The 22,378-nt window shown below is 51.5% G+C and carries 19 protein-coding genes; 14 read left to right on the top strand and 5 right to left on the bottom strand.

From position 1 onward, the window contains the following. Positions 1–127: 127 nt before the first annotated feature. The gene (gene pbpG, locus ACLD4K_RS09525; protein WP_000911555.1) at positions 128–1,075 is read left to right on the top strand and encodes a D-alanyl-D-alanine endopeptidase; all 948 of its coding nucleotides are present in this window, start codon (positions 128–130) and stop codon (positions 1,073–1,075) included. Between the two features lie 57 nt (positions 1,076–1,132). On the opposite strand, the gene dld is transcribed toward pbpG, so the two are convergent. Then, positions 1,133–2,863, bottom strand: coding sequence for a D-lactate dehydrogenase (dld, locus tag ACLD4K_RS09520; protein WP_000095234.1), 1,731 nt, complete (start codon positions 2,861–2,863; stop codon positions 1,133–1,135). Between the two features lie 266 nt (positions 2,864–3,129). On the opposite strand from dld, the gene bglX reads away from it, so the two are divergent. The 5 genes from bglX (at position 3,130) to ACLD4K_RS09495 (ending at position 9,353) form a co-directional block, all read left to right on the top strand. Beyond that, a complete protein-coding gene (gene bglX / locus ACLD4K_RS09515; protein ID WP_000871560.1) occupies positions 3,130–5,427 on the top strand; it encodes a beta-glucosidase BglX in 2,298 nt (765 codons plus the stop codon). A 180-nt stretch (positions 5,428–5,607) separates the two neighbouring features. Further along, a complete protein-coding gene (locus ACLD4K_RS09510) occupies positions 5,608–6,525 on the top strand; it encodes an ABC transporter substrate-binding protein (protein WP_000155876.1) in 918 nt (305 codons plus the stop codon). A gap of 3 nt (positions 6,526–6,528) precedes the next feature. Continuing rightward, positions 6,529–7,698, top strand: coding sequence for an ABC transporter permease (locus tag ACLD4K_RS09505; protein ID WP_001278110.1), 1,170 nt, complete (start codon positions 6,529–6,531; stop codon positions 7,696–7,698). Continuing rightward, positions 7,691–8,638, top strand: a complete 948-nt coding sequence (locus ACLD4K_RS09500) for an ABC transporter ATP-binding protein (RefSeq protein WP_000569166.1) — start codon at positions 7,691–7,693, stop codon at positions 8,636–8,638. Before ACLD4K_RS09505 ends, ACLD4K_RS09500 begins: the two co-directional genes overlap by 8 nt. Continuing rightward, on the top strand, positions 8,622–9,353 hold the full coding sequence (locus tag ACLD4K_RS09495) for an ABC transporter permease (protein ID WP_023225924.1): 732 nt from the start codon (positions 8,622–8,624) through the stop codon (positions 9,351–9,353). The genes ACLD4K_RS09500 and ACLD4K_RS09495 overlap by 17 nt, the downstream gene beginning before the upstream one ends. Here ACLD4K_RS09495 and ACLD4K_RS09490 read toward each other — a convergent pair. Next, on the bottom strand, positions 9,334–9,441 hold the full coding sequence (locus tag ACLD4K_RS09490) for a protein YohO (protein ID WP_001261696.1): 108 nt from the start codon (positions 9,439–9,441) through the stop codon (positions 9,334–9,336). The two genes, ACLD4K_RS09495 and ACLD4K_RS09490, sit on opposite strands and share 20 nt — an antisense overlap. Before the next feature lie 59 nt (positions 9,442–9,500). Further along, complete coding sequence (gene mlrA / locus ACLD4K_RS09485; RefSeq protein WP_001240418.1) at positions 9,501–10,232, bottom strand: HTH-type transcriptional regulator MlrA; 732 nt, start codon at positions 10,230–10,232, stop codon at positions 9,501–9,503. Between the two features lie 222 nt (positions 10,233–10,454). Between mlrA and ACLD4K_RS09480 the strand changes: the two genes are divergently transcribed. The 3 genes from ACLD4K_RS09480 to ACLD4K_RS09470 are packed head-to-tail and all read left to right on the top strand — an operon-like array spanning position 10,455 to position 13,370. Beyond that, a complete protein-coding gene (locus tag ACLD4K_RS09480) occupies positions 10,455–12,140 on the top strand; it encodes a LytS/YhcK type 5TM receptor domain-containing protein (RefSeq protein ID WP_411011752.1) in 1,686 nt (561 codons plus the stop codon). Next, positions 12,137–12,856: a two-component system response regulator BtsR gene (btsR, locus tag ACLD4K_RS09475; protein ID WP_000598637.1), complete on the top strand. Its 720-nt coding sequence runs from the start codon at positions 12,137–12,139 to the stop codon at positions 12,854–12,856. Before ACLD4K_RS09480 ends, btsR begins: the two co-directional genes overlap by 4 nt. Positions 12,857–12,902: 46 nt before the next feature. After that, positions 12,903–13,370: a DUF1456 family protein gene (locus ACLD4K_RS09470; RefSeq protein ID WP_411011751.1), complete on the top strand. Its 468-nt coding sequence runs from the start codon at positions 12,903–12,905 to the stop codon at positions 13,368–13,370. A gap of 180 nt (positions 13,371–13,550) precedes the next feature. On the opposite strand, the gene ACLD4K_RS09465 is transcribed toward ACLD4K_RS09470, so the two are convergent. Continuing rightward, positions 13,551–14,009, bottom strand: a complete 459-nt coding sequence (locus ACLD4K_RS09465) for a YehR family lipoprotein (RefSeq protein WP_000703136.1) — start codon at positions 14,007–14,009, stop codon at positions 13,551–13,553. Positions 14,010–14,249: 240 nt separating this feature from the next. Next, the gene (gene metG / locus ACLD4K_RS09460; RefSeq protein WP_000195343.1) at positions 14,250–16,283 is read right to left on the bottom strand and encodes a methionine--tRNA ligase; all 2,034 of its coding nucleotides are present in this window, start codon (positions 16,281–16,283) and stop codon (positions 14,250–14,252) included. Between the two features lie 164 nt (positions 16,284–16,447). Between metG and apbC the strand changes: the two genes are divergently transcribed. The 5 genes from apbC (at position 16,448) to ACLD4K_RS09435 (ending at position 22,376) form a co-directional block, all read left to right on the top strand. Beyond that, positions 16,448–17,557: an iron-sulfur cluster carrier protein ApbC gene (gene apbC / locus ACLD4K_RS09455; protein ID WP_079790472.1), complete on the top strand. Its 1,110-nt coding sequence runs from the start codon at positions 16,448–16,450 to the stop codon at positions 17,555–17,557. Between the two features lie 277 nt (positions 17,558–17,834). Beyond that, the gene (locus tag ACLD4K_RS09450) at positions 17,835–18,116 is read left to right on the top strand and encodes a DUF2574 family protein (RefSeq protein ID WP_183059284.1); all 282 of its coding nucleotides are present in this window, start codon (positions 17,835–17,837) and stop codon (positions 18,114–18,116) included. Between the two features lie 487 nt (positions 18,117–18,603). Further along, positions 18,604–19,134: a fimbrial protein YehD gene (yehD, locus tag ACLD4K_RS09445; protein WP_183059285.1), complete on the top strand. Its 531-nt coding sequence runs from the start codon at positions 18,604–18,606 to the stop codon at positions 19,132–19,134. 55 nt (positions 19,135–19,189) lie between these two features. After that, positions 19,190–19,873 carry a fimbrial biogenesis chaperone StcB gene (gene stcB / locus ACLD4K_RS09440; protein ID WP_183059286.1) on the top strand — a complete coding sequence of 228 codons (684 nt, stop codon included), beginning with the start codon at positions 19,190–19,192 and terminating at the stop codon, positions 19,871–19,873. Positions 19,874–19,886: 13 nt separating this feature from the next. Further along, positions 19,887–22,376 carry a fimbrial biogenesis outer membrane usher protein gene (locus ACLD4K_RS09435; RefSeq protein WP_411011750.1) on the top strand — a complete coding sequence of 830 codons (2,490 nt, stop codon included), beginning with the start codon at positions 19,887–19,889 and terminating at the stop codon, positions 22,374–22,376. The last annotated feature ends 2 nt before the right edge of the window (positions 22,377–22,378 follow it).

Below are 22,378 nucleotides of genomic sequence, written 5' to 3'. Positions count from 1 at the left end.
TTTGCTGACGATTCTTCTGTAGCGGCAACGCTGGCGTGCCGCTATGATGCCACTGCTAGCTTGAGTATAATCTTAGCTCAGGCGGTGTGCGTTACGACGCGCGTGAATCATTATCAGAAATCTCATCATGCTGAAATTCCGAGCTTCATTCCTGAGCCTTGCTCTGATGTTGGCCGTACCTTTTGCCCCGCAGGCTGTGGCGAAAACGGCAGCGACAACCGCGGCGTCTCAACCTGAGATTGCCTCCGGTAGCGCAATGATTGTTGATCTCAACACCAATAAAGTGATCTATTCGAACCACCCGGATCTGGTGCGTCCGATTGCCTCGATAACCAAATTAATGACAGCGATGGTCGTGCTCGACGCGCGATTGCCGCTGGATGAAATACTGAAGGTCGATATCAGCCAGACGCCGGAAATGAAAGGGGTTTACTCCCGCGTACGCCTGAACAGCGAAATTAGCCGCAAAAATATGTTGCTGCTGGCGTTGATGTCATCCGAAAACCGTGCGGCGGCAAGCCTGGCGCACTATTATCCCGGCGGTTATAACGCATTTATTAAAGCGATGAATGCGAAGGCGAAAGCGCTGGGCATGACGCATACCCGCTTTGTTGAGCCAACGGGGCTGTCGATTCATAACGTCTCGACCGCGCGGGATTTAACAAAACTGCTGATTGCCACGAAGCAATACCCGCTGATTGGCCAGCTAAGCACCACGCGCGAAGATATGGCGACATTCTCGCATCCGGCGTATACGCTGCCATTTCGCAATACCAACCATTTGGTCTACCGTGATAACTGGAATATCCAGTTAACGAAAACCGGCTTTACCAATGCGGCGGGGCATTGCCTGGTGATGCGTACCGTGATCAATAACAAACCGGTCGCGCTGGTGGTCATGGACGCGTTCGGCAAATATACCCACTTTGCGGACGCCAGTCGCCTGCGTACATGGATTGAAACCGGTAAAGTCATGCCCGTTCCGGCTGCCGCGCTGAGCTATAAAAAGCAAAAAGCCGCGCAAATGGCGGCAGCCAGCGCCAGTGCCGGGGCGCAAACCGCACAGAACGATTAAGTCGCCGCAGGCCCGGCAGGCATCGCGCCGCCGGGCTTCACGGTAAACCGCACGGTGTTAATGCGTTTCGTCGGGCGTATTTTCCTGCCAGAATTTCCGCTTACTCGTTTTGCCGATACCGGGGTTCATACTGTTGGTTGGGTCATTTTGCCGATAAAAACGCGTCAGCGTTTCCGGCGCTTTATACAGATGTCCAACGTTGTGCTCCGCCGGGTATTGTGCCCCGCGCGCCTGCAACAGCTCCAGCATTTGCGCTTTCAGCGCATGGACGTCGACGCCTTTCTTCACGATATAGTCCTGATGAAAAACGTGGCACATAAAGTGACCGTAATAGAGTTTATGTACCAGTTGGCTGTCGATTTCCGGCGGCAGATGCTCGAACCAGTCGGTATCGTTGCGGCGCAGAGCGATATCCAGCGCCAGGATATCTTCCACTTCATCAGCGTGTACGGCCTGATAACGAATCGCTGCGCCAGCAGCGGCGAAGCGGTGCAGGAAGGCTTTGCTGCCTTCTTCCGGCGTACAGGTAAAGAAACCGCCCTCAGCGGATTTAAAAAATTCATTCAGCCAGCGTTGCGCTTCTGCGACGCCGTCTCCCGCCATTTTTAACAGCAGATGATGCTCATATTTATCGCGCCAGTTTTTCATTCGCGGCGGCAGATGGCTGGGAAACAGGTGGCCGAATTTCTGCATCGCGCGGTCGGTGAAATGCGGACGGAAAAATTTTACTTTTTCCAGCATCGCATCGGTTCGGCCTTTTAGCGTGAAAAAGAATGGCATCTTGTCGGTGCCGAGTTTATCGATCATCAGAAAGGTATCTTTACCGTACTGCTCCGCAATATCGTAGATATCGCGATGCATATATTCTCCCGCCACTGGCAGATTGTCGAAGTTCGCCAGAATATGCCGACGGATTTCAGTCAGTACCGCGGGCTGATTAGTGCCGATATAAAAAACCTGCTGATTTTTTTCCGCTGCAAAGGTATCAAGGCGAACGGCAAAAACCGCCAGTTTTCCGGCGCAGCCGGAAGATTCAAACAAACGGTCCGGGTCGGCGTTATAGCGGGCGGGCGTATCGGCGTTGATATCTCGTACCCGCGTCACGTAGTCGTGATCGTGCGCATGACGACCATCGTGACGCACATCCTCATCTTTAATCCGTTCGTCATCCAGCTTGCTCAGGATCTGCTCCGGGGTATGCCCAAGATCGATACCCAGATGATTGACCAGTTGCAGTTTGCCTTGCTCGTCAATACGGGCAAAGAGCGACATCTCGGTATAGGCCGGGCCGCGCTGCACCAGCGAGCCGCCGGAGTTATTACAGATGCCGCCGATGACCGACGCGCCGATACACGACGAACCAATCACCGAGTGCGGTTCACGGCCCAGCGGTTTAAGCGCTTTTTCCAGCGCATAGAGCGTCGTACCGGGCCAGGCCAGAACCTGTTGGCCGTTATCCAGTAAGTGCAGCTTATCCAGCCGCTGGGTGCTGATAATCACAATATCGCGATCGTAGTCGTTGCCGTTCGGCGTGGAGCCTTCCGTCAGACCGGTGTTGGCGGCCTGCATCAGAATAATTTTGTCAGCGTTAACGCAGGCGTTGAGCACACGCCACAGTTCCAGTAATGAACCCGGGAAAACAACGGCCAGCGCGTCGCCCTGACCGGAACGGAAACCCTTGCGATAGCGGGCGGTTTTGGCGGGGTCTGTCAGCAGGTGAGAATGGCCTACCAGGCGGGCCAGCTCATTCAGGAACGTTTTATTATCAGTCATTGTTATGGAAGACATTCTCCACTCCTTGTGGTGGGACAAAATATCAGCGTTAAGCATAGCGCTTTGTATGACAATACGCTTTCTCATTCAAATTGTATCTGTGTTGGCGCTATTCATTTTCCGCCTTGATACCATTTGCTGGCGGTTGCGTATTCGCCTGTGCGGAAAATTAAGAGAATAACCTTCGCTTTCTTCTCCTCTCGCGTTTAGGCTTATGGCAAACTGCGGTTTTTATTCTGTTTTTACCGCCTCGTCGGGATAAAGATAAAGAGAGACTCAACATGAAATGGTTATGTTCAGTAGGTGTTGCTGTGAGTCTGGCGATGCAGCCAGCACTGGCGGAAAACCTGTTTGGCAATCACCCGCTGACGCCTGAAGCGCGCGACGCGTTCGTCACGGATTTACTCAAGAAAATGACTGTCGATGAAAAAATTGGTCAGTTACGTCTGATTAGCGTCGGCCCTGATAACCCGAAAGAAGCGATTCGCGAGATGATCAAAGACGGGCAGGTAGGGGCGATTTTCAATACCGTCACCCGCCAGGATATCCGTCAAATGCAGGATCAGGTGATGGCGTTGAGCCGCCTGAAAATCCCTCTCTTTTTTGCCTATGACGTGGTACACGGCCAGCGAACCGTCTTCCCGATAAGCCTCGGTCTGGCTTCTTCTTTTAATCTGGATGCGGTAAGAACCGTAGGACGCGTATCGGCGTATGAAGCGGCGGACGACGGCCTGAATATGACTTGGGCGCCGATGGTGGATGTCTCCCGCGATCCGCGTTGGGGACGCGCCTCCGAAGGCTTTGGCGAAGATACATATTTAACCTCCATCATGGGCGAAACCATGGTGAAAGCGATGCAGGGCAAAAGTCCGGCGGATCGCTATTCGGTGATGACCAGCGTGAAACATTTTGCCGCCTATGGCGCCGTTGAAGGCGGTAAAGAATACAACACCGTGGATATGAGTTCCCAGCGTCTGTTTAATGACTACATGCCGCCGTACAAAGCGGGGCTGGATGCGGGGAGCGGTGCGGTGATGGTGGCGCTGAACTCGCTGAACGGCACGCCTGCGACGTCAGATTCCTGGCTATTGAAAGATGTCCTGCGCGATGAGTGGGGCTTTAAGGGAATTACCGTTTCCGACCACGGCGCTATTAAAGAACTGATTAAACACGGCACCGCGGCCGACCCGGAAGATGCGGTGCGCGTGGCGCTAAAGGCAGGGGTGGATATGAGCATGGCGGATGAGTATTACAGCAAATATCTGCCGGGTCTGATTAAGTCGGGCAAAGTGACGATGGCGGAACTGGACGACGCGACGCGCCATGTGCTCAACGTAAAATATGACATGGGATTGTTTAACGACCCCTATAGCCATCTGGGGCCGAAAGAGAGCGACCCGGTGGACACCAATGCCGAAAGCCGCCTGCATCGTAAAGAGGCGCGGGAAGTGGCGCGGGAAAGTGTGGTACTGCTGAAAAACCGGCTGGAAACGCTGCCGCTGAAAAAATCGGGCACCATTGCCGTTGTTGGGCCGCTGGCCGACAGTCAACGTGATGTAATGGGAAGCTGGTCTGCTGCTGGGGTCGCGAATCAGTCGGTGACGGTGCTGGCGGGTATTCAAAATGCCGTCGGCGATGGGGCGAAGATCCTCTATGCCAAAGGGGCGAATATCACTAACGATAAAGGCATCGTCGATTTCTTAAACCTGTATGAAGAGGCGGTGAAAATCGATCCGCGCTCACCGCAGGCGATGATTGATGAGGCGGTGCAGGCGGCGAAACAGGCCGATGTAGTGGTCGCAGTGGTAGGCGAGTCGCAGGGGATGGCGCATGAAGCCTCCAGCCGTACCAATATCACCATTCCGCAGAGTCAGCGCGACTTAATCACCGCTCTGAAAGCCACCGGTAAGCCGCTGGTACTGGTATTAATGAACGGCAGACCGCTGGCGCTGGTAAAAGAAGATCAACAGGCCGATGCGATTCTGGAGACCTGGTTTGCCGGGACGGAAGGCGGCAACGCCATTGCCGATGTGCTGTTTGGCGATTACAACCCGTCAGGCAAACTGCCGATCTCCTTCCCGCGTTCGGTGGGACAAATTCCGGTCTATTACAGCCATCTCAATACGGGACGCCCGTATAATCCTGAAAAGCCAAACAAATACACCTCACGCTATTTTGACGAAGCGAATGGCCCGCTCTATCCGTTTGGTTACGGTCTGAGCTACACCACATTTACGGTGTCTGACGTCACGCTCTCCTCACCGACAATGCAACGCGACGGCAAAGTCACGGCCAGCGTAGAGGTCACGAACACCGGTAAACGCGAAGGGGCAACGGTCATCCAGATGTACTTACAGGATGTCACGGCGTCAATGAGCCGCCCGGTGAAGCAATTAAAAGGCTTTGAAAAAATCACCCTCAAGCCCGGCGAACGTAAAACCGTGAGTTTCCCGATTGATATCGAGGCGTTGAAGTTCTGGAATCAGCAGATGAAATATGACGCGGAACCCGGCAAGTTCAACGTCTTTATCGGCGTGGATTCCGCTCGCGTTAAACAAGGATCGTTCGAGCTACTGTAAGCCTGCCGTCAACAGGGCGCGATAGCTGCGCCCTGTCTGGCAATGACTTTTCCTGTCCCCCCTTTTATTGCCTGCCACGTCACTTACACTGGCGGAAAATCCCAGGTTAAACGCAGACTTTTCAACTATGCTTTTTTCTCAAGTCTCTGAAAAAGGCCGTAAAAGGATGAGGAAAGCATCATGACGATCTCAAAGCTATGGGTAAGTTCGCTGGCGTTGCTGGCGACGGTGAGTTTACCTCTACAGGCGGCATCGCCCGTGACGGTCGGGTCAAAGATTGATACCGAAGGCGCGCTGCTCGGCAACATGATTTTGCAGGTACTGGAAAGCCACGGCGTTAAAACGGTCAATAAAATTCAGCTCGGGACGACGCCAGTCGTTCGTGGCGCGATTACCGCCGGAGAGCTGGATATCTATCCGGAATACACCGGTAACGGGGCGTTCTTTTTTAAAGATGAAAACGATCCGGCATGGAAAAATGCAAAGCAAGGCTTTGAGAAAGTCAAAAAACTGGATGCGGAGCAGAATAAGCTGGTCTGGTTGACGCCTGCGCCGGCCAACAACACCTGGACCATCGCGGTACGTCAGGACATCGCGGAAAAAAATAAACTCTCCTCGCTTGCCGATCTCAGCCGTTATCTGAAAGAGGGCGGCACTTTTAAACTGGCGGCGTCTGCGGAATTTATCGAACGGGCGGATGCGCTGCCGGCATTTGAAAAAGCCTATGATTTTACCTTGAATCAGAACCAGCTCTTGTCGCTGGCGGGCGGCGATACGGCGGTCACGATCAAAGCCGCCGCGCAACAAACATCCGGCGTTAACGCCGCGATGGCGTATGGCACCGACGGCCCTGTCGCCGCGCTGGGTTTGCAAACCCTGAGCGACCCGAAAGGCGTCCAGCCTATCTATGCCCCCGCGCCGGTAGTGCGTGAATCGGTGTTACAGGCCTATCCGCAGATAGCCGACTGGCTGCAGCCCGTTTTCGCCAGCCTTGATGAGAAAACGCTGCAACAGTTGAACGCCAGAATCGCCGTAGAAGGGCTGGATGCGAAAAAAGTCGCCGCAGATTACCTCCGACAAAAAGGGTGGGTGAAGTAATCTGTGAGTGATGCTGCCAAAAAAATCACGGTTAATCGTGTGCTGTTGCTGTTGGTTGTTCTGACCTTGCTTGCTGTCGCGCTGCCTTTCATTAATTACGCCCCGAATCGTCTGGTGAGCGGCGAGGGGCGCCAGTTATGGGAGATCTGGCCGGCGACCATCTGGATGCTGACTGGCGCGGGATGCGCGCTGTTTACGTTGTGCTTTGTACCCGGTAAACGCGGTAGCGTACTGACGCTGATGATGGCGCAGACGCTCTTTATTGTCATGCTGTGGGGAGTCGGCAGGGCGGCGACCCAGTTGGCGCAGGAGGGCAGTCCGCTGGCGCGTACCAGTCTGGGAAGTGGATTGTGGCTGGGCCTCGGTCTGATGCTGCTGGCCTGTAGCGATGCGATCCGCCGTATTACCACTGGGCCGCTGTGGCGCTGGTTGCTGCACGCGCAAATTGTCATTGTCCCGCTGGCGCTGCTGTTTTCAGGCACGTTCGACAACCTCTCGCTTCTGAAAGAGTATACCAACCGCCAGGATGTTTTCGATGCCGCGCTGGTGCAACATTTGATGTTACTGGCAGGCACGGTGCTGCCGGCGCTGGCGATCGGACTACCGTTGGGCGTCTGGTGTTATTTTTCCGCCTCACGCCAGGGGCCGGTGTTTACCGTGCTGAATGTGATCCAGACTATCCCTTCCGTCGCGCTGTTTGGCCTGCTGATTGCGCCGTTGGCCGGACTGGTGAAACAGTTTCCGTGGCTTGCCGCATTCGGCGTCGCGGGAACCGGCATGACGCCTGCGCTGATAGCGCTGGTGCTCTATGCGTTATTGCCGCTGGTGCGCGGTGTGGTCGCCGGGCTCAATCAGGTGCCGCGCGATGTGCTGGAGAGCGCAAGAGCAATGGGAATGAGTAGCGGCCAGCGCTTCAGGCATGTGCAACTGCCGCTGGCGCTGCCAGTTTTTTTACGTAGCCTGCGGGTAGTAATGGTCCAGACAGTGGGAATGGCCGTCGTCGCCGCGCTGATTGGCGCGGGAGGTTTCGGCGCGCTGGTGTTTCAGGGGCTATTGAGCAGCGCCATTGATTTAGTTCTGTTGGGCGTCATTCCGGTGATTGCGCTGGCGGTAGTGATCGACGCGCTGTTTGATTTATGGATCGCGTTTTTGAAGGGAGCAACCGATGATTGAATTTAACCATGTCAGTAAAACCTTCGGCGATCAACAGGCTGTTAGCGACCTCAATTTGCACTTTAGCGAAGGCAGCTTTTCGGTGTTAATTGGCACCTCCGGTTCGGGAAAATCGACCACTCTGAAGATGATTAACCGGCTGGTAGAGCATGATAGCGGAACGATCCGTTTTGCCGGGGAAGAGATCCGCAGCCTGCCGGTGCTTGAACTGCGCCGTCGCATGGGCTATGCCATTCAGTCTATCGGTCTTTTTCCCCACTGGACGGTGGCGCAAAATATCGCCACCGTACCGCAACTACAAAAGTGGTCGCGTGCGCGGATTAACGATCGTATTGATGAACTGATGGCATTATTGGGTCTGGAAAGCGCGCTGCGCGATCGCTATCCGCATCAGCTTTCCGGCGGGCAACAGCAGCGGGTCGGCGTTGCGCGGGCGCTGGCTGCCGATCCGCAGGTATTGCTGATGGACGAGCCTTTCGGCGCGCTTGATCCGGTAACGCGCGGCGCATTGCAGCAGGAGATGACCCGCATTCATCAGCTACTGGGGCGCACCATCGTACTGGTGACGCACGACATCGACGAGGCGCTACGCCTCGCCGACCATCTGGTGCTGATGGACGGGGGCCACGTTATCCAACAGGGATCGCCGCTTTCTATGCTGACCTCGCCGGAAAATGATTTCGTGCAGGCGTTTTTTGGCCGCAGCGAGCTGGGCGTAAGGCTGCTTTCGTTACGTAGCGTAGGCGATTATGTACGCCGGCATGAACAGCTCAGCGGCGACGCGCTGGTGGAAGAGATGACGTTACGCGATGCGCTATCGATGTTTGTCGCCCGCCGGTGCGACGTCCTGCCGGTGGCGAATCAGCAGGGCGAGCCCTGCGGTACGCTCCATTTCCGCGATCTGCTTTCGGAGACGTCTCCCCGTGAAACGACTGTGTGATCCACTTCTCTGGCTTATTGCTCTGTTCTTGCTTCTGCTGTTTGGATTGCCTTATAGCCAGCCGTTCTTCGCCGCGCTGTTTCCCGATTTACCGCGCCCGGTCTACCAACAGGAGAGTTTTGCCGCCCTCGCGCTCGCCCATTTCTGGTTGGTGGGCATCTCAAGTTTGTTTGCCGTCGTGGTGGGCGTCGGCGCAGGGATTGCGGTCACGCGAGAAAGTGGGAAAGAGTTTCGCCCCCTGGTGGAGACTATCGCCGCCGTCGGGCAGACCTTTCCCCCGGTGGCGGTACTGGCGATCGCGGTACCCGTCATGGGTTTTGGTCAGCAACCGGCCATTATCGCCTTGATCCTGTATGGGGTGTTGCCCATCCTGCAGGCGACCCTGGCCGGGCTGGGCGCGGTGCCTGCCAGCGTAATGAGCGTTGCCAGCGGTATGGGAATGAGCCGTCGCCAACAGTTGTATCAGGTTGAGCTGCCGCTGGCCGCGCCGGTGATTCTGGCGGGCATCCGAACCTCGGTGATTATTAATATTGGTACGGCGACCATCGCTTCAACGGTGGGGGCCAGTACGTTAGGCACGCCGATCATTATCGGGCTTAGCGGCTTTAATACGGCCTATGTTATCCAGGGGGCGCTGCTGGTGGCGCTGGCGGCGATCATTATCGATCGCCTGTTTGAAAGGCTGACGCGCGCGCTTACCCGGCACGCAAAATAAAACTGTAACCTGCCAGCATCACGCCGCCGATACCGCCAATAGCCATCAGCAGGAAAAGGGCGATCACCCCGATTTTCGCTACGCGCATTATGTACTCCTTATGTTAATAAAAGGAGTATACATTAAAGCGAATTTGTTAGCTGCTGTTTAAACGCCAAGGGGATGAATGTCGCGTCCCTGGGCGCGCCATGCCAGGAGTTGCTGCTGCTGCGCCAGCGTCTGGTTTTCTCCGCACCATACCAGTAACGTCTTGCCGTCAAACAGTTCCGGGCGGAACTGGCTAAGCGAGTGCGCCAGCACGTCGATTCGCCATCCCTGTTGGCTGGCGACCCAACCTTCCAGCCACAGGCGGGTGGTATCATGGATATTCCAGCCGATCACCAGTGCATCTTTTCCCTGTTTCTTACGCGCAGACGCCAGGCAGAGCGCAATATAGTTGATCAGGATACCGTCAAGAATGCCGAGCAGCGCCTGAAGGGCGGGTTGTTGGCACTGTAATCGTCGCCGCAGTGGGACGAACAGGTTAGTGGTCAATGTTTGGGCTGGATAATCCTGACCGCGTTCTTTGACCCATAACCGTAAACTGTGCAGATTACTGCTTTGCAGGTAGTGCAGCAGGATCTCCTGCTGTTCGCGCCAGCCGTTAGGTTGTTCGCTACTGTCGCTACTGAGCAGCACTTTGACTTTGCTGACCTGGACGCCGTTATCTATCCAGCGCTTGATTTCGCGGATTCTGTCAATATCGGCATCGTTAAACAGACGATGACCGCCATCCGTTCGCTGTGGTTTTAAAAGTCCATAACGTCTCTGCCACGCGCGCAACGTGACAGGATTGATATCACAAAGCAAAGCCACTTCACCAATTGTGTAAAGCGCCATCGTTTCACCCTTGCTCGCGAGGTCCCGGTTTAACTTTAGACGCTCTTTTACGAACCAGGAAGTTTTGCCTGTTTTTTATGCATTAAAACGCGAAGTAGCGGGTTGCGGCGCGGCGTTTAAGTGATCGTATTCACGAATTCATATTTTTATGCAACAGTTCAAAGAAAGTTAATCGTACTCAATGTATGTTACGCGCTTTTAATTGAAGTGTGGTTTGCGGGTATGTACGAGTTTAATCTGGTGTTGCTGCTGCTTCAGCAGATGTGCGTGTTTTTGGTCATTGCGTGGCTAATGAGTAAAACGCGCCTGTTCATCCCGCTTATGCAGGTCACGGTTCGTCTGCCGCACAAGTTTCTGTGTTACGTCACGTTTTCTATCTTCTGCATTATGGGCACTTATTTTGGGCTGCATATCGAAGATTCGATTGCCAATACCCGCGCGATTGGCGCGGTGATGGGTGGCCTACTCGGCGGGCCGGTCGTCGGCGGGCTGGTCGGTCTGACCGGTGGGTTACATCGGTATTCTATGGGCGGCATGACGGCGCTGAGCTGTATGATTTCCACCATCGTCGAAGGGCTGCTGGGCGGGTTGGTACACAGCGTTCTCATACGTCGCGGACGCCCGGACAAAGTGTTTAGCCCGCTGACGGCGGGAGCAATTACGTGTGTTGCCGAACTGGTGCAGATGCTGATCATTTTACTGATAGCCAGGCCGTTTGACGATGCCCTGCATCTGGTCAGTAATATTGCCGCGCCGATGATGGTGACGAATACCGTTGGCGCCGCGCTGTTCATGCGTATTTTGCTCGATAAGCGCGCCATGTTCGAAAAATATACTTCGGCATTTTCTGCTACCGCGCTGAAGGTCGCCGCGTCAACGGAGGGGATTCTGCGTCAGGGATTTAACGAAGTGAACAGTATGAAGGTGGCGCAGGTGTTATATCAGGAGCTGGATATTGGCGCCGTCGCCATCACCGATCGTGAAAAACTGCTGGCTTTTACCGGTATTGGCGACGATCACCATCTACCGGGCAAACCCATTTCATCAGGTTATACGCTGAAAGCAATTGAAACCGGAGAGGTGGTTTATGCCGATGGCAACGAAGTGCCGTATCGTTGTTCGCTACACCCGCAGTGTAAACTCGGCTCGACGCTGGTGATCCCGCTGCGTGGCGAAAATCAGCGAGTCATGGGCACCATTAAATTGTACGAAGCGAAAAACCGGCTGTTCAGCTCAATTAACCGTACCCTGGGAGAGGGTATTGCGCAGCTTTTATCCGCGCAGATCCTGGCCGGGCAGTATGAACGGCAGAAGGCGTTGCTGACGCAGTCAGAGATCAAGCTGTTGCACGCGCAGGTGAATCCGCATTTTCTGTTTAATGCGCTCAATACCATTAAAGCGGTGATTCGCCACGACAGCGAACAGGCCAGCCAACTGGTGCAATACTTGTCGACCTTTTTTCGCAAAAATTTAAAGCGCCCGTCGGAAATCGTCACGCTGGCGGATGAAATTGAACACGTGAACGCTTATCTGCAAATTGAAAAAGCGCGTTTTCAGTCGCGTCTGCAGGTACAGCTTGATGTTCCATCGACGCTTTCACGTCAGAAATTGCCTGCGTTTACATTACAGCCGATTGTTGAGAACGCCATTAAACATGGCACGTCGCAACTGCTTGATACCGGCAACGTCGCTATTCGCGCCCGGCGCGAAGGGCAGTATTTGATGTTAGATATTGAAGATAATGCGGGACTGTATCAGCCTTCCGCCGGCAGTAGCGGGCTGGGGATGAGTCTGGTGGATAAACGTCTGCGCGAACACTTTGGCGATGATTATGGTATTAGCGTGGCCTGCGAGCCGGACTGTTTTACCCGAATTACATTACGACTTCCACTGGAGGAGGACGCATGATTAAAGTGCTGATTGTGGATGATGAGCCGTTAGCGCGGGAAAATCTGCGGATTTTGCTCCAGGGGCAGGATGACATTGAGATTGTGGGAGAGTGCGCGAACGCGGTAGAAGCGATTGGCGCGGTACATAAGCTGCGGCCTGATGTGCTGTTTCTGGATATTCAGATGCCGCGTATCAGTGGACTGGAGATGGTAGGAATGCTTGACCCGGAACACCGCCCGTATATCGTTTTTTTAACCGCGTTTGACGAATACGCCATCAAAGCCTTTGAAGAGCACGCTTTTGATTATCTGCTCAAGCCGATAGAGGAGAAACGGTTGGAAAAAACGTTACATCGTCTGCGTCAGGAGCGCAGTAAACAGGATGTTTCGTTATTGCCGGAAAACCAGCAGGCGCTTAAATTTATTCCCTGTACCGGACACAGCCGGATCTATTTGTTGCAAATGGATGATGTCGCCTTTGTCAGTAGCCGTATGAGCGGCGTTTATGTGACCAGCAGTGAAGGGAAAGAGGGGTTTACCGAGCTGACGCTGCGCACGCTGGAAAGCCGGACGCCGCTACTGCGTTGTCATCGTCAGTTTCTGGTGAATATGGCCCATTTGCAGGAAATTCGGCTGGAGGATAATGGGCAGGCAGAGCTGATTTTACGCAACGGCCTGACGGTGCCGGTAAGCCGTCGCTATCTGAAAAGTTTAAAAGAGGCGATTGGCCTGTAAAAGACTGTTAGAATATCGTTTTGCCATAGAAACGACCGAAGGCCTCATGCTGAGTAACGATATTCTGCGTAGCGTGCGCTACATTTTAAAAGCTAATAATACCGATCTGGCGCGTATCCTGGCGCTGGGTAACGTTGATGCTACGCCGGAGCAGATTGCAATCTGGTTGCGCAAAGAAGAGGAAGAGGGGTTTCAGCGTTGCCCGGATATCGTGTTGTCCTCATTTCTCAATGGCCTCATTTATGAAAAACGCGGCAAAGATGAGGCGGCGCCTGCATTGACGGCGGAACGTCGTATCAACAACAATATTGTGCTGAAAAAGCTACGTATTGCCTTTTCGCTAAAAACAGATGATATCCTGGCGATACTTACCGATCAGTTGTTTCGTGTCTCGATGCCAGAGATCACCGCGATGATGCGTGCGCCGGATCATAAGAACTTCCGCGAATGCGGCGATCAGTTTATGCGTTATTTTCTGCGCGGTCTGGCGGCCCGTGAACACACGGCGAAGTAATTAATTCTGCGGTATTGTTCCCGGCAGCGTCCTGCCTGACCGGGAAAACCCATTATTATAGGTTTTGGCGAGGGGACTTACAGCGAGGCTGTCTTTTTTCGGAATTCATAAAGAAAAGACGCTGCCGAAGCAGCGCCCTGAGCGACTTTATCAGTCGAGGCAATACATTATGCCTGCCAGTTATTTCGCTTCTTTAAAACCAGCGGCTTCCAGCAGCGTCTGGGTTTGTTTCATGCTGATACCTTTGCTGGTATCGCCGGACACCATTGTCCCAGAGATTCCCTGTAACGCTTTAAAGTCCACTTTTTCCATATCCACAGAGACGTTTTCCTGGGCATAGGTATCTTCATAGGTTAATTTTTCTTCCACTCCGGCGATATTTTTATATTTCGCGCTCAGCGGATCGAGAATTTTGGCGGCATCTTCTTTCGTTTTAGCGCCTACCGTGGCATAGCTGATTTTACTTTCAGACGTCTGCTTAATGATTTTGTCACCTTTATAGGTGTAAGTAATTGAAATTTCTGTCCCCGCCAGGTTTGCGTTAAAGGTCTTTGATTCTTCTTTATCGCCACAGCCAGCAAGAGAGAACACCAGTACGGAAGCCAAAGCCGCGGACAATAACTTGCCAGAAATTTTCATCTAAAACTCCATTTTATATAATGATTGGGCTTTTAAAATAATTTCAATGAATTAATTTAACCCAGTAATAGCAATGTATCAGGGAGGGATAGAATATGACTTTTAGCCGTTATTTAGCAGTCCGGATATGGAGTCTTAGCGCTATTGCTTATTAAGGAAAAAGTTAAAACGCGCGGAGGAGGCGGTATGCCAGTCAGGATTAAGCGGTTAAAAAAGCCGGAGCATGCTCCGGCTTGTTGCTTATTTCACCTGCTGGCCAGGCTTCGCGCCGTCATCAGGGCTTAACAGGAAGATATCTTTCCCGCCAGGGCCGGCGGCCATCACCATTCCCTCGGAGACGCCAAAGCGCATTTTGCGCGGCGCGAGGTTGGCGACCATTACCGTCTGGCGGCCAATCAGCGCCTGCGGGTCCGGGTAGGCGGAACGAATGCCGGAGAAGACGTTACGCTTCTCGCCGCCCAGATCCAGCGTCAGGCGCAGCAATTTGTCAGAACCGTCTACGAACTCAGCGTTTTCAATCAATGCTACGCGCAGGTCAATTTTGGCGAAATCGTCAAAGGTGATGGTTTCCTGAATCGGGAAGTCGGCTAACGGGCCGGTAACCGGCGCGGCTGCGGCTTTCACCTCTTCTTTAGACGCTTCAACCAGCGCTTCAACTTGCTTCATGTCGATGCGATTGTAGAGCGCCTTAAAGGTGTTGACCTTGTGACCGAGCAGCGGCTGTTCGATAGCATCCCAGTTCAGTTCGCTGTTCAGGAAGGCTTCAACGCGTTCAGAAAGCGTCGGCAGTACCGGTTTCAGATACGTCATCAGCACGCGGAACAGGTTGATGCCCATTGAGCAAATGGCCTGCAGGTCCGCGTCGCGGCCTTCCTGTTTAGCCACCACCCACGGAGCCTGCTCGTCAACATAACGGTTAGCGACGTCGGCCAGCGCCATAATCTCACGGATAGCTTTGCCGAATTCACGGCTTTCCCATGCTTCGCCAATCACCGCAGCGGCGTCAGTAAAGGTTTTATACAATTGCGGATCGGCCAGTTCAGTTGCCAGCACGCCGTCGAAACGCTTATTGATAAAACCGGCGTTACGCGAGGCCAGGTTGACTACTTTATTGACGATATCGGCATTGACGCGCTGGACAAAGTCTTCCAGGTTCAGGTCGATGTCATCAATGCGTGAAGAAAGCTTCGCGGTGTAGTAGTAGCGCAGGCTGTCGGCGTCAAAGTGTTTCAGCCAGGTGCTGGCCTTAATAAAGGTGCCGCGCGACTTAGACATCTTCGCGCCGTTCACCGTCACGTAACCGTGAACGAACAGGTTGGTCGGCTTACGGAAGTGGCTGCCTTCCAGCATGGCAGGCCAGAACAGGCTGTGGAAATAGACGATGTCTTTGCCGATAAAGTGGTACAGCTCGGCGTCGGAGTCTTTTTTCCAGTACTCATCAAAACTGGTCGTGTCGCCGCGCTTATCACACAGATTTTTGAAGGAACCCATATAGCCAATCGGCGCGTCCAGCCAGACGTAGAAATATTTGCCCGGCGCGTTCGGGATTTCGAAACCAAAATACGGCGCGTCGCGGGAAATGTCCCACTGTTGCAGGCCGGATTCAAACCACTCCTGCATTTTGTTCGCCACCTGCTCCTGCAGCGCTCCGCTGCGGGTCCACGCCTGCAGCATTTCGCTGAATGACGGCAGGTCAAAGAAAAAGTGCTCGGAGTCACGCATTACCGGCGTCGCGCCGGACACCACGGATTTCGGCTCGATAAGTTCGGTCGGGCTGTAAGTTGCGCCGCAGACTTCACAGTTATCGCCGTACTGGTCCGCGGATTTACATTTCGGGCAGGTGCCTTTCACAAATCGGTCCGGCAGGAACATGCCTTTTTCCGGATCGTAGAGTTGAGAGATAGTGCGGTTCTTAATAAAACCGTTCTCCTTCAGGCGCGTGTAAATCAGCTCAGACAACTCACGGTTCTCGTCGCTGTGCGTTGAGTGGTAGTTGTCATAGCTAATATTAAAACCGGCGAAATCGGTCTGGTGCTCCTGGCTCATTTCACCGATCATTTGCTCCGGCGTAATACCAAGCTGCTGCGCTTTCAGCATGATCGGCGTGCCATGAGCGTCATCGGCACAGATGAAGTTAACCTCATGGCCGCGCATTCGCTGGTAACGGACCCAGACATCAGCCTGGATGTGCTCCAGCATATGGCCGAGGTGGATAGAGCCGTTGGCGTACGGCAGCGCGCACGTTACCAGAATTTTCTTCGCGACTTGAGTCATAGTGGGTATTACTTCTTCTGTTGTAAAAAAGGGCTTTGATAGTACCAAAATGGTAATTACTGCGCCAAGCGATAAGGGCATTTATCCGTAAATGAATAATTGTTACCGCTGGAGTAAACTACAAAGTTACAATCGTACTTTTCAGAACTACAAAAGGAGTCGGGATGAACGAACAATCCCAGGCCAAGTCACCAGATACCCTGCGAGCGATGGTCGCCGGGACGCTGGCGAATTTTCAGCACCCAACCCTGAAGCATAACCTCACCACGCTTAAGGCGTTGCACCACGTCGCCTGGATGGATGATACGCTGCACGTTGAGCTGGTCATGCCGTTCGTCTGGAACAGCGCGTTTGAGGTTTTAAAAGAGCAATGCAGCGCCGATCTGTTACGTATTACAGGCGCAAAAGCGATCGACTGGAAACTGTCGTACAACATTGCGACGCTGAAACGCGTCAAAAATCAGCCTGGCATTAATGGCGTGAAAAACATCATTGCCGTGAGCTCCGGTAAAGGCGGGGTGGGTAAATCGTCCACCGCCGTTAACCTGGCGCTGGCGTTAGCGGCTGAAGGCGCAAAGGTTGGGATTCTCGATGCCGATATTTACGGTCCGTCGATCCCAACCATGCTTGGCGCAGAAGATCAGCGCCCGACATCGCCAGACGGTACGCATATGGCGCCGATTATGTCTCACGGCCTGGCGACCAACTCGATCGGTTATCTGGTGACTGACGATAACGCGATGGTATGGCGCGGCCCAATGGCCAGTAAGGCGCTGATGCAGATGTTACAGGAGACGCTGTGGCCGGATCTGGATTATCTGGTACTGGATATGCCGCCGGGAACCGGGGATATTCAGCTAACGCTGGCGCAGAACATTCCTGTTACCGGCGCGGTGGTGGTGACTACGCCGCAGGATATCGCGCTAATCGACGCCAAAAAAGGTATCGTGATGTTCGAGAAGGTGGAAGTGCCGGTGCTCGGCATTGTGGAAAATATGAGTATGCATATTTGTAGCAACTGCGGCCATCACGAACCGATCTTCGGCACGGGCGGCGCGCAGAAGCTGGCGGAAAAATACCATACTCAGCTTCTGGGTCAGATGCCGCTGCATATTAGTCTGCGCGAAGATCTCGATCGCGGTACGCCGACGGTGGTTAGCCGTCCGGAGAGCGAGTTTACCGCGATCTATCGCGAACTGGCCGATCGCGTTGCGGCACAGCTTTACTGGCAGGGTGAAGTGATTCCGGGTGAAATCGCCTTCCGCGCGGTGTAATCCTCCTGACGTATTCCAAAGAGAATATGACATTCACTGCATTAATATATATTGATGTGGTGAATGTATTAATAAAATAATAGCCCCCGCATTGTTAATTCTTGCTTAAACAGACAGGCGTTTATCTGAAATAATCGGCAAAAACATTATTTGAATTGATCATACCTATCCTACTGATTTATTTTTTCAATTGGTTTTAAGGTATCGATACGTTCATACTGCTCATCAGGATAGCCTGCATACTGTTTGACGTTCACCAGAGGAACAATTGCTCACGATGAAAAAATATTTGCTGATGGGAATTATAGTTTCGGCTTATGGAATAAGCATACCCGTTTTTGCCTCCGATACCGCAACATTAACCATCAGTGGAAAAGTGACCGCGCCAACGTGCAGTACAGAAGTGGTAAACGCACAGTTACAGCAGCGTTGCGGCAACACTATCCACGTTTCAACGCTGCAAACACCCGCCGTTACGCCGATGAGAGGTGTGACAACGCAGCTATACGCGGTGCCTGGTGATAGCACCCGACAGATTATTGTTAATCATTACGACTAAGAGCCTATCCCATTAGGGCTATTTTACTTGCCATTGTGGTCCTGGGCAGTGCTCGCCAAAACGCGTTAGCGTTTTGAACGCCGCTTGCGGCGGCCCGAAGGGCGAGCGTAGCGAGTCAAACCTCACGTACTACGTGTACGCTCCGGTTTTTGCGCGCTGTCCGTGTCCAAACTGGCTGCACCAATAACGCCTGGTGGGATAGGCTCTAATTCTTATTAATTCCGCAGGCCCATATCATTGATATAAATGATATGGGCTTTTTTATTTGCTTTGCTTATGTATAAGGACAGTAAATTTCGGAAATTAATAAGTTTACAAAATAATGATAAGTCATGATTATTTGTTGCAATTATATTGCAATCTGTAAATTGCTTTAAATCAATAAAACATCGTGTTTACATTGCGGTAACTTCCCGTCTATGAGAATTTTCTTCGCAAGGGTTAATAACTCTTAACAAATAGAAATTACTTCATTAAGGAAGAGATTATGAAACGTTCACTTATTGCTGCTTCTGTATTGTCTGCTGTATTTATGAGCGCTGGAGTTTTTGCTGCTGAAGAGTATGATTCAGGCGTTCTGAATATTAACGGAAAGGTGGTTGGTACTACCTGTCAATTTGTGGATACGAACACCGCTGAAATTAGACTGAATGAAATTGGTGCGGATAAAGTAATTAATTTAAACCCGGGTCAGATTTATGATGCAGTAACTAATCAAACCCAGATGCCGTTGAAAATAAAATGTCAACCGGATGTAGCGCCGCGTATTACCTTCTCTTCAACGCAATTTGACAGCAACGATATCACATTTAATAACGGGTCTGCCAAAGGTGTCGGCTTTGCGGTTTACTACGGAAGTACGGATAATCAGATTGATCCACAGACAGGGGTAACACTAGATCCAAATAGCACCGGTGAATACGACCTGACTTTTTTAGCACGCTATGCGCGTTTAGACGGTGATGTTGCTTCTGGTGATGTTAGCTCAACACTGACTTTAACGGTTGTTACTGACTAATTTATTCAACCGGCGGCGTTCGTCGCCGGTTTTTTATAAGCAAGGCCGTGTAAATATGAAAATATTATCTGCAGTATTGTTATCTGCCATAATTTTGCCTGCCCATGCTGGTATTGTTATTTATGGTACGCGTGTGATTTACCCGGCAGAGAAGAAAGAAGTCGTTGTACAATTGGTGAATCAGGGCGAGCAAGCTTCGCTGGTACAGTCCTGGATAGATGACGGTAACACTTCATTACCGCCAGAAAAAATTCAGGTGCCATTTATGCTGACGCCGCCAGTGGCGCGCGTTGCCGCTGAGTCTGGTCAGCAGATCAAAATCAAGAAAATGCCTAATAACTTACCGGATAACAAAGAAAGTCTGTTCTATCTGAATGTGCTTGATATTCCACCAAACAGCCAGGAAAATGCCGGTAAAAATGTGCTTAAATTCGCAATGCAGAATCGAATAAAATTAATATGGCGCCCCAGCCGAATTGCCGCCGTAACCAAAGACAGTTTTCAGCGGATTGGTTTATTTCGCAGTAATAAAACTGTCATGATGAAAAATGATACTGCAAACTGGATTACCGTGACGGATGTAAAATCAGGAAATACTAAGATTAATGATCAAACTATCATGCTACCACCGCTATCGACGCAAAATATTAACATGAAATACGCGTCAACAAGCCAGTATGAAGTAACGATTATTGATGATAATGGTAACTATATTAGTAGCAAAATCAATGTAAAATAAACAGGAGTTCATCATGCCAAGGATGACACCCATCGCTTCGCTTGTTTTATTGACTCTGTTTACCTGGCAAACGCAGGCTGTCGCAACGGAAACGTTTGATACCCATTTTATGATGGGGGGAATGAAAGACCAAAAAATAACAAATTTCCATATAGATGAGAATAAGCCGATTCCGGGACAGTATGATTTGGATATTTATGTCAACAATCAATGGCGAGGTAAATACGATATCATTGTTGCCGATGATCCCGGTAGCACATGTATTTCCACTGAATTGTTGAAAAATATTGGTGTGATAAGCGATGGTTTGAAACCGCAGGGAACACTGAATTGTATTGCACTAAAAGATGTCGTGAGAAGCGGAGGCTATACTTTTAATATTGGTGTTTTTCGGCTGGATTTGAGCGTTCCCCAGGCCTATGTAAATGAGGTCGAGGCGGGTTATGTATTGCCTGAAAACTGGGATCGCGGCATCAATGCATTTTATACTTCTTACTATGCCAGCCAGTATTACAGCGACTATAAGAATTCTGGCAATAGTAAAAGTACTTACGTTCGGTTCAATAGCGGTTTCAATCTGTTGGGCTGGCAGGCGCATGCGGATACCACATTTAATAAAACCGATGGCAGCAGCGGTGAGTGGAAAAGCAACACATTGTATCTGGAGCGCGGTATCGCTGAGCTTCTCGGCACATTACGCGCCGGGGATCAGTATACCTCGTCAGATGTTTTCGATTCCGTGAGGTTTACCGGTGTTCGTCTGTTCCGCGATATGCAAATGTTGCCAAACTCGAAACAGAATTTTACGCCGTTGGTGCAGGGGATTGCACAGACTAACGCTTTGGTAACTATCGAACAGAACGGATTCATTGTTTATAAGAAAGAGGTTCCTCCTGGTCCCTTTTCCATTGCGGATCTGCAACTCGCGGGCGGTGGCGCGGATCTTGATGTCACCGTACGTGAGGCGGATGGTTCGATAAATACCTGGCTGGTGCCTTACGCTTCCGTACCGAACATGTTGCAGCCCGGCGTCTCTAAATATGATTTTTCCGCTGGCCGTAGTCATATTGAAGGCGCCGATAATCAGGCCGATTTTACACAAATCAGTTATCAGTATGGTCTTAATAACCTGTTGACGCTTTATGGTGGTACGATGCTATCGAACCATTATAATGCGTTTACCCTCGGCACGGGGTGGAACACCCGAATTGGCGCTATTTCGCTTGATGCCACGCGATCGCACAGTAAACAGGATAATGGCGATGTATTTGATGGCCAGAGTTATCAGATTGCTTATAATAAATACCTGACCCAAACATTAACCCGTTTTGGTCTGGCTGCGTATCGGTATTCAACACAGGATTACCGTACATTTAACGATCATGTCTGGGCTAATAATAAAAATAACTATCGTCGAGATAAGAACGACGCGTACGATATTGCTGATTATTATCAAAACGATTTTGGGCGTAAAAATACGTTTTCAGCTAATGTGAGCCAATCGTTACCGGAAGGATGGGGCGCGGTATCACTGAGTGCATTATGGCGTGATTACTGGGGACGTAGCGGCACCAGTAAAGATTATCAAATAAGCTATTCCAATACGTTCCAGAAGATTAATTATACATTATCCGCCAGTCAGACGTATGACGAAGATCATAATGAAGATAAACGTTTTAACCTGTTTATCTCAATTCCTTTTGACTGGGGGGATGGTATTACTACTCCGCGGCGTCATCTGAATGTGTCGAATTCGACAACGTTTGATGATGACGGTTTTACCTCAAACAATATTGGGTTAACCGGTACGGCTGGCAGTCGCGATCAATTTAATTACGGCGTGAATCTTAGCCATCAGCGACAGGATAGCGAAACCACGGCGGGGACGAATTTAACCTGGAATACGCCCGTTGCAACGCTTAATGGTAGTTACAGCCAGTCGTCCAATTATACTCAGACCGGCGGAAGTATTTCCGGTGGGGTTGTAGCCTGGAGTGGCGGGTTGAATTTATCCAGCCGGCTTTCAGATACCTTTGCGATTATGCAGGCTCCGGGACTTGAAGGTGCCTACGTTAACGGCCAAAAATATCGGACTACCAATAAAAAAGGAACGGTGGTTTATGACAACCTTACGCCATATCGCGAAAACCATCTTATGCTTGATGTGTCGCAAAGTAGCAGTGAAACGGAATTACGCGGTAACCGTAAAGTTGCCGCCCCATACCGAGGGGCCGTCGTGCTAGTGAATTTTGATACCGACCAGCGTAAACCATGGTTTATTAAAGCGCAGCGTCCTGATGGCTCGCCTCTTATTTTTGGTTATGATGTAGTAGATCATCATGGTCATAATGTGGGCATTGTTGGACAGGGTAGCCAGTTATTTATTCGAACGAATGATATTCCGCCGGAAGTCAGTGTACCAGTAGATAAAGAGCAGGGGCTTTCATGTTCAATCACCTTTGGTAAAACGGTTGATGAAAGTAAAGTTTATATTTGTCGGTAGTG

Source organism: Salmonella sp. 741265055_HSA (assembly GCF_046569525.1).
Classification (GTDB): domain Bacteria; phylum Pseudomonadota; class Gammaproteobacteria; order Enterobacterales; family Enterobacteriaceae; genus Salmonella; species Salmonella enterica.
Note: the sequence above shows the minus strand (reverse complement) of the source record. Positions and strands in the feature narration are given on the sequence as shown.